Annotated in this window: 14 protein-coding genes; 2 read left to right on the forward strand and 12 right to left on the reverse strand. The window is 39.2% G+C overall.

Features of this window, described 5'->3' with window-relative positions; translation table 11 throughout:
• Positions 1 to 93: 93 nt before the first annotated feature.
• Positions 94 to 2,328, reverse strand: coding sequence for a protein translocase subunit SecDF (gene secDF / locus MKZ18_RS17540; protein WP_025911740.1), 2,235 nt, complete (start codon positions 2,326 to 2,328; stop codon positions 94 to 96).
• Positions 2,329 to 2,441: 113 nt separating this feature from the next.
• Positions 2,442 to 2,735 carry a post-transcriptional regulator gene (locus MKZ18_RS17545; protein ID WP_025911741.1) on the reverse strand — a complete coding sequence of 98 codons (294 nt, stop codon included), beginning with the start codon at positions 2,733 to 2,735 and terminating at the stop codon, positions 2,442 to 2,444.
• A 149-nt stretch (positions 2,736 to 2,884) separates the two neighbouring features.
• Between MKZ18_RS17545 and spoVB the strand changes: the two genes are divergently transcribed.
• Positions 2,885 to 4,435: a stage V sporulation protein B gene (gene spoVB / locus MKZ18_RS17550; protein ID WP_025911743.1), complete on the forward strand. Its 1,551-nt coding sequence runs from the start codon at positions 2,885 to 2,887 to the stop codon at positions 4,433 to 4,435.
• Positions 4,436 to 4,463: 28 nt separating this feature from the next.
• Here the strand turns inward: spoVB and MKZ18_RS17555 are convergent, their stop codons facing one another.
• Positions 4,464 to 5,123 carry a DUF421 domain-containing protein gene (locus MKZ18_RS17555; protein ID WP_061784987.1) on the reverse strand — a complete coding sequence of 220 codons (660 nt, stop codon included), beginning with the start codon at positions 5,121 to 5,123 and terminating at the stop codon, positions 4,464 to 4,466.
• Between the two features lie 143 nt (positions 5,124 to 5,266).
• On the opposite strand from MKZ18_RS17555, the gene MKZ18_RS17560 reads away from it, so the two are divergent.
• Entirely contained in the window at positions 5,267 to 5,650 is a 384-nt protein-coding gene (locus MKZ18_RS17560; RefSeq protein ID WP_025911747.1) for a TIGR04086 family membrane protein, read from the forward strand.
• 327 nt (positions 5,651 to 5,977) lie between these two features.
• On the opposite strand, the gene yajC is transcribed toward MKZ18_RS17560, so the two are convergent.
• The 9 genes from yajC to MKZ18_RS17605 all read right to left on the reverse strand — a co-directional run bounded on the left by yajC (position 5,978) and on the right by MKZ18_RS17605 (position 13,431).
• Positions 5,978 to 6,241, reverse strand: a complete 264-nt coding sequence (gene yajC / locus MKZ18_RS17565) for a preprotein translocase subunit YajC (RefSeq protein ID WP_025908505.1) — start codon at positions 6,239 to 6,241, stop codon at positions 5,978 to 5,980.
• Positions 6,242 to 6,312: 71 nt separating this feature from the next.
• Positions 6,313 to 7,452, reverse strand: coding sequence for a tRNA guanosine(34) transglycosylase Tgt (gene tgt / locus MKZ18_RS17570; RefSeq protein WP_025908506.1), 1,140 nt, complete (start codon positions 7,450 to 7,452; stop codon positions 6,313 to 6,315).
• 23 nt (positions 7,453 to 7,475) lie between these two features.
• Positions 7,476 to 8,504, reverse strand: coding sequence for a tRNA preQ1(34) S-adenosylmethionine ribosyltransferase-isomerase QueA (queA, locus tag MKZ18_RS17575; RefSeq protein ID WP_025908507.1), 1,029 nt, complete (start codon positions 8,502 to 8,504; stop codon positions 7,476 to 7,478).
• Positions 8,505 to 8,531: 27 nt separating this feature from the next.
• Positions 8,532 to 8,732: a DUF2905 domain-containing protein gene (locus MKZ18_RS17580; protein ID WP_025908508.1), complete on the reverse strand. Its 201-nt coding sequence runs from the start codon at positions 8,730 to 8,732 to the stop codon at positions 8,532 to 8,534.
• A complete protein-coding gene (ruvB, locus tag MKZ18_RS17585) occupies positions 8,729 to 9,730 on the reverse strand; it encodes a Holliday junction branch migration DNA helicase RuvB (protein ID WP_340842982.1) in 1,002 nt (333 codons plus the stop codon). The genes MKZ18_RS17580 and ruvB overlap by 4 nt, the downstream gene beginning before the upstream one ends.
• 19 nt (positions 9,731 to 9,749) lie before the next feature.
• Entirely contained in the window at positions 9,750 to 10,358 is a 609-nt protein-coding gene (gene ruvA / locus MKZ18_RS17590) for a Holliday junction branch migration protein RuvA (protein WP_025908510.1), read from the reverse strand.
• Between the two features lie 269 nt (positions 10,359 to 10,627).
• The gene (locus MKZ18_RS17595) at positions 10,628 to 11,134 is read right to left on the reverse strand and encodes a BofC C-terminal domain-containing protein (RefSeq protein WP_025908511.1); all 507 of its coding nucleotides are present in this window, start codon (positions 11,132 to 11,134) and stop codon (positions 10,628 to 10,630) included.
• Positions 11,135 to 11,705: 571 nt separating this feature from the next.
• Positions 11,706 to 12,434: a YhcN/YlaJ family sporulation lipoprotein gene (locus MKZ18_RS17600; RefSeq protein ID WP_061785232.1), complete on the reverse strand. Its 729-nt coding sequence runs from the start codon at positions 12,432 to 12,434 to the stop codon at positions 11,706 to 11,708.
• A 97-nt stretch (positions 12,435 to 12,531) separates the two neighbouring features.
• Positions 12,532 to 13,431 (reverse strand): phosphotransferase, encoded by a 900-nt coding sequence (locus MKZ18_RS17605; protein ID WP_160169865.1) that lies wholly within the window; start codon positions 13,429 to 13,431, stop codon positions 12,532 to 12,534.
• Positions 13,432 to 13,460: the final 29 nt, after the last annotated feature.

Here is a 13,460-nt window from a genome sequence, read left to right on the forward strand (position 1 = left end):
CAAAATTCTCTTGTACTACTAAGCTTATGATGTGAATTGAAAGGGCAGACACAGAAAAAGTGCACGGAATAATCCGTGCACTTTTTCATTCATTTATTCTGTTTCGTTTTCAACGACTCTCTTACGTTCTAGCTGCTTGCCTTTCCATACAAGCCACAGCTGAGAGGCAATGAAAATCGATGAGTACGTACCTGCAATTAATCCTACTAGTAGAGCGATAGAGAAGTTTAGAATTGAGTCACTTCCAAAAATCAACAGTGCTGCTACAGCAATAATTACCGTAATAATCGTATTCAACGATCGAGTTAGGGTCTCACGCAAACTTAAGTTCACGATAAACTTTAAGTCCTCAAACGTTTTTGATTTGAACTTCTTCATATTCTCTCGAATGCGGTCAAACGTTACAATCGTATCGTTGATTGAATAACCAACGATTGTTAAGATTGCCGCAATGAATGTCAAATCAACCTCAAGACGAGTTAAACTGAAGAAAGCAATGATGAAAAAGGCATCATGTAGTAAGGCTACAATGGCAGCTAATCCCATATACAGCTCAAATCGGAACCCTACATAAATAATAATTCCAATAGAAGCAATTAATACCGCAATCATTGCATTGCGTGCTAGCTCTTTTCCGACAGTCGGAGACACTGTACTTACGTTAGGTTCTGAGCCATACTTTCCACTGAAGTAATCCTTTAAATCAGCAATTTCCTTTTGTGAAAGTACACCTACAAAGCTGGCAACTCCCGTCTTTTTATCATCACCCGTGATAATCACATCGTCTGACTCTAATCCAATTGAAGACATGTCCTTTTCTACCTGTTCTTGAGTTAAAGCTTTATCACTTGCTACTTCAACTCGCGTTCCGCTTGCAAAATCAATTCCTAGGTTAAGCTTGAAGATAAGCAAGGCAATAACTCCAGCTACAACAAGGATGCTTGATAAAGCAAAGAAGCGTTTTCTGTATTTAACAAAATCAAATCTGTCCCAAGCTGTTGGTAAAACTGTTTGACCATCGTCTTTGCTTAAATCATGAATTTCAGATTTTTTCACACCGAATAAGTGAGGTTTTTTATTTAACCAACGGCTGTTAACTAGCAGAGCTAGCAACAATCTCGTTCCATATACAGCTGTCACAAAGCTCAGTACAATCCCAATCATTAACGTTGTCGCAAATCCTTGAACAGAACTTGTTCCATAGATAAACAGCACAACAGCTGCTAACATTGTTGTTAAGTTTGCATCGAAAATCGTTGCAATGGAACGACGATTTCCTGCTTTAAAAGCAGACATTACAGATCGGCCTGTCCTTAATTCATCTTTAATTCGCTCGTATGTAATGATATTAGCATCCACTGCCATCCCGACTCCAAGAATTAAAGCTGCTATCCCTGGAAGAGTAAGAACAACATGCATAAGATCGAATACTAAAAGGTTTAAATATACGTAAAAGCTTAGCGTAATTACCGCGATAAGCCCTGGTAGACGGTAGAATGCAATCATGAAAAGGAAGATGATAGCAATTCCAATTGCTCCGGCAAACACGGTCATATCGAGAGCTTTCTCACCAAATTGAGCCCCGACAGATGTTGAATAAATTTCATCCAATTTAACAGGCAAAGAGCCTGCATTTAATAGATCTGATAATTCTGTAGCACTTTTAACTGTAAAGTTACCACCCGTAATCGATACTTCTTTTTGAGAGAAAACTTGATTTACAGTTGCTGCAGATAAAAACTTAGGATTTTGCTTAGCTGCTTCTGCCTTATAGGAATCTTTTCCTTCCTCAAAATCTAACCAGATGACCAATAAATTATTGGGTGCCATATCTAGCACTTTCTTTGTTACTTCTTTAAACTTATCCGCATCTTTTAGCTTTAACGAAACGCTCGGCTGATTGTTTTCATCAAACGATTGTTTTGCACCATTTTGAGCAAGGTCAGAACCATCCATTAAGATATTGTCATTTACATCACGGAAGGTTAAATTTGCTTCAGTTGATAATAGCTCACGCGCTTGTGACTGATCCGTAACACCAGCCAACTGTACGCGAATGCGATCATCTCCTTCAATTTGAATACTAGGCTCGCTTACACCGAGCACATTCACACGCTGATTTAGCGCTTCAACGGTGCTTTTAAGTGCACTGTTATCGATGACATCACCTTTCTTAGCAGGTTTTACATCATATAAAATTTCAAACCCACCTTGAAGATCAAGACCAAGCTTAATATCTTTTGCAATACCTGTAACCGTTGTTCCGATTGTACCAAATATTAAAAGTACTAAGAGGAAAAAGGTAACGATACGTCCTCTTTTAACCATGAATAAGAAATCCTCCTTCTTATGTAAAACACATGAGCTGATCGCTGTAAAATACCAACTTAATTATCTTCGATAACTAGGGGTCTGTCAAATGACGAACCATAAAATTTGCATTACTTTAATAATTCTTTCCAATCTTCATTGTCACTAACAGTTTCGAACATATTTGATTTATAAGATTCAATTGTTACATAGCTCATTACATCAGTAATCTTAACAGTCAACACGTCACTAACAACCTGATGCAACGAAAATTCTTGACGCTTTTTCCACTTCTTTTGGTTCAAATACCCCCACAATTCTGCTTCCGTTACGTCTTCGTAACCAATTAAATGAAATTCTTCTAGCTTACTCTCAATTACTGGTTGAATGATTGTCTTTTGCTCATCTGATATTATCGAATTCATGTTCACGACTCCTTTTCTCACACGCATGCAAAATATATAAGCCAGCAAGCTCTCTGTTATTTCTTTGATTCCTTGTCATGCTTGGACACATTCCCTGCATATATTGGATTACATCAATTATAATTTGTCCAAGAAAGCAGTGAGGATCTATGTCTAAATTTTTGCAAGGTACTATTATTTTAATTATAGCTGGATTGATTACAAGAGTTCTCGGATTCATTAACCGCGTTGTTATTGCAAGAATGATTGGGAACGAAGGTGTTGGCCTATACATGATGGCTGTTCCTACTCTTGTACTCGTTATTACGTTAACGCAGTTAGGATTGCCTGTAGCCATTTCAAAGCTAGTTGCAGAAGCACAGGCACTCGGTGACAAACGAAAAATTAAAAAGATTCTGGTTGTTTCTTTAAGCATCACGTGTACATTGAGTTTTATATTTACGCTCAGTTTAATAGTATTCGCTCCTATTATCGCAAAAACCTTTTTTACAGATGAGCGTACCTTATATCCACTATTAGCGGTTATTCCTGTTATTCCAATTATCGCTATTTCATCGGTTATTCGCGGCTATTTCCAAGGTCTTCAGCAAATGAAACCCGCTGCTTATTCGCAGGTCATTGAACAAGTCGTTCGTATCACTTTAATCGCTGTATGTACAAAGGCATTCTTACCTTATGGAATTGAATATGCCGCTGCTGGCGCTATGCTCTCTTCTGTATTTGGAGAATTGGCATCTCTATTTTATATGTTCTATATGTTTAAACGAAAAAAGAAGTTAACCGTTCGTCGTAACTTTTTTCAATCACTTCGTGCTGGCAAAGATACCTTTTATGACTTGATGAGAATCGCTGTTCCCACTACAGGGAGTCGTATGATTGGTTCAGTTTCTTGGTTTTTAGAACCAATTGTTGTAGCCAAGAGCCTAGCGATTGCTGGAGTAGCAACCACCGTCGCTACTCAGCAGTACGGAGAATTAACGGGCTTTGCACTTCCATTATTAATGCTACCGTCCTTTATTACCGTTTCTCTTTCAACTGCACTAGTACCTGCTATCAGTGAATCCTATGCAAAGAACCATATGAAACAAATTCAGTATAGACTTCACCAAGCGCTGCGCCTATCGTTTATAACAGGGGGACTTGCCGTTGTCGTATTATACGTATTCGCTAACCCCATAATGGAATTGATGTACGGATCAGATAAAGCAGCTATCTTTGTTAAAGTCATGGCACCCTTTTTTATCTTCTCTTACTTTCAAGGACCCCTTCAGGCCGTCCTTCAAGCTTTAGACCTAGCTAAAGCCGCCATGATTAACAGTTTCATTGGCGCAGCTGTGAAAACCGCATTGATTTTTTTATTAGCTTCTCAGCCTACTCTCGGCATTATGGGCGCCGGACTTTCTATTGTAGTTGGCACTATGCTCGTCACTCTTCTTCATTTATCAACCGTTACGAAACAAATTATGTATAAGCTACAAATCATGGATTATGTAAAAAGCTGTATCGTCATGTTAGCTGCTGGATGGGTGGGACAGTATGCGTTTACACATTTTTTTGCCAACCTTCCACTTGTACTACAAACATTAGTCTCTATAATGCTAACAAGCCTGTTATACGTTATTCTTTTATTACTATTCAAGCTTATTACGAAAGAAGAGCTCAACCGCTTTTCAATTCTACGACTGTTTAAAAAGAAATAAAGAAGATGAGCAACCATACTCATCTTCTTTATTTTGGTTCGTCCACTTTATCTACAAAAAAGGTGCCATTATTGTAGGTACAATATGAAATATTCTTTATTTCTTGATAACCTAGCTTTTTTAATTCTTGGCGAAGCCATAGCGTTGTACGGTGATCGAGTGCTAAATGTTCTTCTTGGACTACGCCATCAATAATGTAAGGCAGATTTAAGCTTTCTTTTCCAAAAGGAGCGGTATTATTCTTTTTTTCAAAAACAGAAAGCTTGCCAGAAGGTTCTAAAATAGCAAATTCAACGTCAGCAATATCCTTCACATTTTTATCACGAAGCTGTATGAGTAAATCGTTAAAGTTATAGCGCTGCTTTTTCATTTCCTTTTCACGAATTTCGCCATTTTGAATAATAACCGTCGGCTGACCGTCTAAGAAGTTGCGCATGCGATTACTTTTGAGTGACCAAAGAGCCAACCCAATTTGAATCACAAGTAAGGTGATCATCGGAACTAAGCTATGATGCAATGGATCATTTGTATTTTCAATTGCCACTACCGCTAGCTCTGCTAGCATAATAAACACGACAAGGTCTAAAATACTGAGCTCGCCAATTTCACGCTTACCCATTAGTCTAAAGATGACTAATACGATAAAATATAACAAAATAGTACGAAAAACCATTGTTACGATCTCCATATAAAAACCTCCGCACTTTGACATTCCTGACTAGTTTTCGTTTAAACACAAAAAATAGACGGATTTTTTTGCGTCTATTTCTTCCATTTTGTGAATATGCTCGTACTAAGATTGCAGTTTGACATATAAGGGGGTTTTTAGTAATGGAAGCAAAAAGAATGAGCAGTGCTATCTTTTTTGGAGTAATGATCATCTTTATCATCGGTTTTGTCATCAGCCTTTTGTTAGCACTTTTGTTAAAGTTTTCGTCTGTTACTGAACAAGCTTTGCAACTATGGATTGCTATTTTATCCTTTTTGGCAGTCTTTATTGGTGGATTTATGTCAGGTGGAAAAAGTGGCTCAAAGGGTTGGATGATTGGTGGAGCAACTGGTCTTATCTACTCTGTTCTTATGCTTATGCTACAATTTCTTGGATACAACGAGCTCTTTTCAGCTCAGCAGCTTTTATTTCACGGTGGGTTTTTACTGGTAGCCATGCTCGGCGGTGTGATTGGGGTCAATTTATCAGGCTCTAGAACAGCATAAAAAGAGTTTGGGACATAACAAAATGATTGCTTCTAAAAGACGAACACTAGCTGTTCCCATCTCTTTAGTTTGTCTCAACACGTTCGTTCCATTGCGCTACGGCCACTCGCTTTCCGCGGGGAGGAACCTGAGCTTCCTCGCTGCGCTGCGGGATCTCATGTTTCCCTCTCTTTCCCGCAGGAGTCGAGTGTCCTACGCTCCATTCCACCCTGTTTCCAACATTGTTTTCACAATTAACAAAAAACCTGAACGATTAAAAGTGAGAAACTCTCAATCGTTCAGGTATAGTAAGGACTGAACTACTTATGTCTCAGTCTCTTTCTATAATTACGCTTCGCTACGGATTTCACGAATTGCAGCGCGGTCAAATACCATTTTAGAACCGTCTGTTGTTTTCACAATAACTGTTCCTTCATCAATTGCTTCAACTAAAGCGTGCATTCCACCGATTGTGATGACTTTGTCACCTTTCTTCAGTTCAGACTGCATTTGCTGTACAGCTTTTTGACGCTTTTGCTGTGGACGAATTAATAAGAAATAAAAGATGGCGAACATTAAAAGTAATGGCCATATTGCTTGGAAAATTTCCACAAGATCTCCTCCTTTAATCAATTTATCAACAGGTACTTATTCATATGTTGATGAAAAACCCCTGTAATGACCTAGAAATTTTTTGCATTTGGTCCGTTAAATCCATATTTATCAAAGAATTCATCACGGAAGTCACCTAATCGATCTTCGCGAATAGCTTCACGGACTTGCTCCATTAAGTTTAGCAGAAAATATAAGTTATGGTAAGATGTTAATCGAATTCCAAACGTTTCATTAGAACGAATTAAGTGGCGAATATACGCTCTTGAATAATTTTTACACGTATAGCAATCACAGTTTGGATCGATTGGCCCAAAGTCTTCTGCATATTTTGCATTTTTAACAACTAAGCGCCCTTCGCTTGTCATTAATGTACCGTTACGTGCAATACGCGTTGGTAGCACGCAGTCAAACATATCAATTCCACGGATTGCTCCATCAATCAATGAATCTGGTGAACCTACGCCCATTAAGTAACGAGGTTTATCCGCAGGCAGATAAGGTGTTGTAAACTCAAGCACGCGATTCATAACGTCTTTTGGTTCTCCAACAGATAGTCCTCCTACAGCATAACCCGGGAAGTCCATAGAAACCAAGTCAGAAGCACTCTGACGACGTAAATCTTCAAATTCTCCTCCTTGTACAATCCCAAATAATCCTTGGTCTTGCGGGCGACTGTGAGCTTCTAAACAGCGCTCAGCCCAACGGCTTGTACGCTCTACTGAACGCTTTAAATAATCATATTCAGCTGGATATGGTGGACACTCATCAAATGCCATCATGATATCCGAACCAAGTGCGTTTTGAATCTCCATTGCTCCTTCAGGTGATAGGAATAACTTGTCACCATTTAAGTGATTGCGGAAATGCACGCCTTCTTCTTCAATACGTCGAAGATCGCTTAGACTAAACACTTGGAAACCACCTGAATCCGTTAAAATTGGACGGTCCCAGTTCATGAATTTATGAAGTCCGCCAGCTTTTTTTACAATTTCGTGACCTGGACGTAGCCATAGATGATACGTGTTGCTTAAAATAATTCCTGCTCCCATTGCTTTTAAGTCTTCAGGAGACATTGTTTTTACTGTAGCAAGCGTACCAACTGGCATAAAGATCGGCGTTTCAAAAGATCCGTGTGGAGTATGCACAATGCCAAGGCGTGCTCCGGTTTGCTTACATGTTTTAATATGTTCATAACGAATAGCTGTCATTAGTGTATTCCTTTCATGTTAAATTACAAGATTAGCATGGCATCGCCAAAGCTAAAGAATCGATACTTTTCTTTTACCGCTGTTTCATATGCGCCGATGATATGCTCACGTCCAGCTAACGCGCTAACAAGCATAATAAGCGTTGACTTCGGCAAATGGAAGTTTGTAATCATACCATCAATTGCTTTAAATTCATATCCAGGGAAAATAAAGATGCTCGTCCAGCCCGATGAAGCTTTAAACACACCGTCGTGTTCAGTTGCGATTGTTTCAAGCGTTCGCGTAGACGTGGTACCAACAGAGATAATTCGTCCACCTTGTTCACGCACTGAATTCAACAACGAAGCTGTCTCTTCGCTCACTTGATAGTATTCAGCGTGCATATCATGCTCTTCCAGATCATCTACGCTTACGGGTCTGAAGGTTCCTAGGCCAACGTGCAGTGTTAAGAAAGCAATATGCACACCTTTCGCTTTAATTTCTTCCAACATCTCTTCCGTGAAGTGAAGTCCTGCCGTTGGTGCTGCAGCTGAACCTTGTTCACGTGCAAACACAGTTTGATAGCGTTCGCGGTCATCAAGGCGTTCTTTGATATAAGGTGGCAGCGGCATTTCACCAAGCTGTTCTAATACTTCATAAAAGATTCCGTCATACTTAAATTCCAGCAGCCTTCCCCCCTGATCACTCACACCTTTACAAACAGCCGTTAAGCGACCATCTCCAAATGAAATAACCGTTCCTTCTTTAACTCGCTTAGCGGGCTTCACAAGCGTTTCCCACATGTCACCTTCCGTTTGTTTTAAAAGAAGGACTTCAATATTAGCGCCCGTATCTTCTTTTGTTCCAAATAAACGAGCTGGTAAAACACGCGTATCGTTTAATACAAGACAATCACCTTCTTGTAAATAGTCAAGAAGGTCTTGAAACATATGATGACGTACCTCACCTGTTTCTTTGTTTACTACCATGAGTCTTGATGCATCACGCTTTTCAAGCGGCGTTTGCGCAATCAATTCCTCCGGTAAATGGAAATCAAATAAATCTACTTTCATTTCATTCACCTGTTCCTACTAAAATAATTATTTAAATCGACCAATAAAAAAGAAAATAAGCGATAATAAAATGCTAATAACAATCGACGTAACGATTGGAAAATAAAAGGTTGTATTTCCTTTTTTAATTAAAATATCACCAGGAAGTTTGCCGATAAATTGTAGCAAAAAACCGACCAATAGTAAAATACCACCCACAATCATTACGAATTTAGGGAGTTCGTTCACTTCTCTGGCACCTCCATTTGAAAATGATCATACACAAGCCGCGTCACAATCCGCCCTCTAGGCGTTCTTTGCAGAAAGCCAATCTGAAGTAAGTACGGCTCATATACATCTTCAATTGTATGTGATTCTTCACCAATGGTAGCCGAAATTGTATCTAAGCCAACTGGACCTCCACGGAATTTTTCAATAATCCCTCTTAATAATTTATGGTCAATATGATCCAAACCTAAACGGTCGACTTGCAGCATCTCTAAAGCTTCTGTAGCAAGCTGAACAGTAATCTCACCATCACCTTTTACCTGCGCAAAATCGCGAACGCGTCTTAAAAGCCGGTTGACAATCCTCGGGGTCCCACGAGCTCGCCTGGCAATTTCATGCGTAGCTTGCGTATCGATGCCTACATTTAAAATAGAAGCAGTACGCTCTACAATAGACGCTAAGTCTTCTTCTTGGTAATATTCCAAGCGGCTTAAAACCCCGAAACGATCTCGCAGTGGTGATGAGAGCAAACCAGCTCTTGTTGTCGCCCCCACAAGCGTAAAGGGTGGCAAATCTAAACGCACGGAGCGAGCGCTTGGGCCTTTTCCAATCACAATATCTAGACAGAAATCCTCCATTGCAGGGTAAAGGACCTCTTCAACCGATCGATTAAGACGATGAATTTCATCAATAAACAACACATCGCCCGGTTCTAAGCTTGTTAGTACAGCCGCTAAATCTCCAGGACGCTCAATGGCAGGTCCGGAAGTAGTGCGAATTTGCACGCCCATCTCATTTGCAATAATGGTCGCCAACGTTGTTTTCCCTAAGCCAGGAGGTCCATATAGTAAAACATGATCCAACGTTTCGCTTCGCATTTTAGCAGCTTTAATAAAGATATCTAAGTGGCTTTTTACTTTATGCTGACCAATATACTGTTGTAGAAATTGAGGTCTAAGACTTTGCTCTAGCACTTCTTCTTCGCTAAGTGCATCGCCTGTCACAATACGATCGTCCATCATATTCCTCCTTCATTCGTTACTTAAGCAAACGCTTCAACGCTTCCTTAATATATTGATCTGTCGTCATCGACTGTTGCATTAAGGCTGGAACTACCTTATTAATCTCTCGCTCTGCATATCCAAGTACTTTTAATGCCTCGATAGCCTCATCTAAAGCTTCTGAGCTTTGTGATTTAACTTCTTGTTCGTCCATATCAGCAAATAGTGATGGCACTGCATCCGGTACGATATCATGAAGCTTGCCTTTCAAGTCCAAAATCATTTGACGAGCTGTTTTTTTTCCTACTCCTGGAAACTTCACCAAAAACTTTTCATTTTCTTCTTCAATGGCCTGCACCACCTGAGAAGGGTTACCTGATGCTAGAATCGCCAGCGCACCTTTTGGACCAATGCCTGAGACGCTAATTAATTTCATGAATAGTTCTTTTTGTTCGCGAGAATTAAAGCCGTACAGTGCTAAGATATCTTCACGGACATACTGATACGTATAAATAACTCTCTCTTCATTATCAACTGAAAACACATAAGGGTTTGGTGTAAATACCTGATAGCCCATTCCTTGGTTTTCAATGACAACGTATTCTGGATTAATATATGTAATCACACCTCTGATATAATCAATCAACTAACTCTCTCCCTCTCACATGAACGAAGGCAGTCTACCCTCCTTGTTATCATCAAGTAGAGAACACTGCCCAGTTCATTCATCTATCTTCCAACTAAGAAGCCGTAATAATTTTAATTTCACAATTGCTTTTGCATACTCTGTCGAACATTTAGCGCTGACTATTATTTTAACACAATCCTAAAAGTGAATAGAAGGAATTTGACATAGAAATAAAAAGAAATCTGCTTTCGAGTCCTTACTGTGGATTAGAACGCGACAAAAAGCGGCTACTTACTAGAAGTAGGCCGCGAATTAAGCTCGTACATTTTATAAAAATCCATCAAGGATACGTAATCATCTTTCGTTTGAACACGAATCCCATCTTTCAGCAGCTCTTCTTGATAGCTCTCTAATTTTTCTACATCAATCTGAAAGAAAGATTGAATAATATTTGTGGAATTTACCGGCTTCCCTTCAAACGTAGATAATACTCCGTTAACTGATAAGCCAACGTAGCCGTTTTCTTTAAGCATTGGCGAAATGTCGTCAACCGCCTTTCTAAGTACAACCTCTTCGTCTGATGCTTTAATCACTCTCCACATAGGATACGCGCTTAGTACTTCTTCTTTTGTCATGTACGGGGAATTCAAGACCTCTTGACTAATAACTCCATCTACATACGTACGCTCTAAAAAAATAGTCATTGGGCGCTCAGCTTCTACTACTCCAGCTAAGCTTACTAAAAAGCTGCTGATAGTACATACAATGATTATTTGATGAATGGTTCGTTTCATCCATCATCACCTCACACATGTAATTTGTCACTTCATAAAGATGACTGAAAGAAGAATTGCTATTTATATCTTTTCCTTTCTTTCTTTTTTTATCCATTTTCTTAAATATACAAAAAGAAGCTGGGACAAAGCTAAATGAGTCCTTCTCAAAAACGAATCATGACTCTTCTACAATAGTTAGGTTTTCAAAACAAAAAACATCCGAACGAGTTTGGGACATAACAAAATGATTGCTTCTAAAAGACGAACACTAGCTGTTCCCATCTCTTTGATTTGTCTCAACACGTTCGTTCCATTGCGCTACGGTCACTCGCTTTCCGCGGGGAGGAACCTGAGCTTCCTCGCTGCGCTGCGGGATCTCAGTTTTCCCTCTCTTTCCCGCAGGAGTCGAGTGTCCTACGCTCCATTCCACCCTGTTTCCAACATTGTTTTCACAATCAACAAAAAACCTGAACGATTAAAAGTGAGAAACTCTCAATCGTTCAGATTTATCATTGGCCGAATTACTTATGTCCCAGCCTCATTCGGATATCTCGTTGACTGGAATACTGATGTCCCAGCTCTTTTTTACTTAGCGGTCTTTACGATTAACATTTTCATCAATGGATTCATACAAGCTGTTGATATTTGTACGAATAATTCCGTTATCTACACCGTTACGAATGTCATTATCAATATTACGAACGCTATTGAACATTCCGTTATCTACCTCAACTTGAAGATTATATTTTTTCGCTAAAGGCTTTACTTCTTTTTGCACAGCTTTTTTAAGCTCTTCTTCGTTCACGTTGCTGTTAGCTGGATCAACAGCTACCAACATGCGGTTATCATCAACTACTACTCTACAGTCTTTCACACCGTTTACACCAGCTGCTTTGTCTGCTACTTTCTCAGTCAAGTCTGCTGGGTAAGCATTTGTATTCGTTTGCGTAAGATTGTTTCTACCATTGAGATGACCGTGATAATTCCTATCACTACCACCGATGTTAGCATTGCTATAAAAACCATTTTTATTTGTAGATGGGTTTTGATAAGAATTAGTTGGGCTATCATAACGCCCATCCGTTACGTTTAACGGAGCAGTTCGTCTATTGTTGTTATTTTCGTCGTCGCCGTCTAACATATCCGTTACAGGGCCTTTTCCTTGGTCAAGACGATGCTCATTTTCGTTTTCACTTGTATAGTAACCAACAGGCTCAGTGTTATCGTTATAACGCTGTTCCATTCCTTGGTCACTTGTACAAGCCGTTAAGCCAAACATACAGCCAGCTGCTAATGATGAAATGATATACTTGTTCAATCGAAACTCCCCCTTTAAATGAGCCACCTTATAGCGGACTCACCATTAGGGTCTTAAAGTTGAGCAAAATTTATGCTGTCAGTTAGCGGTAAACTCTTTAGATATTGGGGAATATACGCAATATCTCCCTATTTGTTAATTCTGCTTTTATAGCTTGCTTTTCAGTCCATTGTTTTAGCTGAATAAGCTCTTTATATGAAGGTGATATGCTGGTTAAACGAATGTACCAAGGCAGCAAAAGCATAGCTGGAAAGCGCAGAGCCGCAGCAAAATACGGTAAATGAAAAAGATTGCTCATCCCCTCTTCCTTTAGCAGCTTTTCAATAGAAAAGTCTTCCTGTAATAAAAAGCGTTGAGCTAGTTGAATATAATCCGTAAAAAATGTGGATTGAGCTGCACAATCAAAATCAATTAAATAATAATCGTTATTAACTCCCCTTAAAAAATTATGAGAAGCCGTGTCACCATGGATTATTGTGTGTTGATGCTTCTGCCCTTCATGTTCGTATTTATGCATGGTTACTAAACTGTTTTGACATAACTCTTCAATAACTTTATACGTTCTTTTTCCAATGATGGACTCAATAAGCTTGTTATGATGAATAAAACTAGCAAGTCGCTTTTGCCACACGTGAGTAAGTTCATACATTGGAAATATGTCTTTCACATCATACCAAGCAAATGCCGCGGTTTCATGATAAGAATGTAGTAGCTCAATGACTCGCTTTCGGTGATGGGATTGTTCATATGAAACCGGTGACTTTGTTTGGAGATAAGGCATAATTCCCCAAACTTCTCCTCTGGTTTTGATCACAACCTCTCCATCTGAAAAAGGTTCAAAATTAATGGTAGCGTTAAACCCGTGCTGTTTGAGTGCTTGAATGAACTGAAAATTACGATTAATCGTGTTTTCATACCGATACTTCTTTATTATTTTCATCCCTTGATTCGTGTTTACATAAAGTACGTGTGGCTTTTTTATATAGTATTGCTTCACAAGAATTCCTTTTTCTACCAAACAAAAAA

This window comes from Priestia sp. FSL W8-0001 (genome assembly GCF_038050335.1).
GTDB classification, from domain to species: Bacteria; Bacillota; Bacilli; order Bacillales; family Bacillaceae_H; genus Priestia; species Priestia flexa.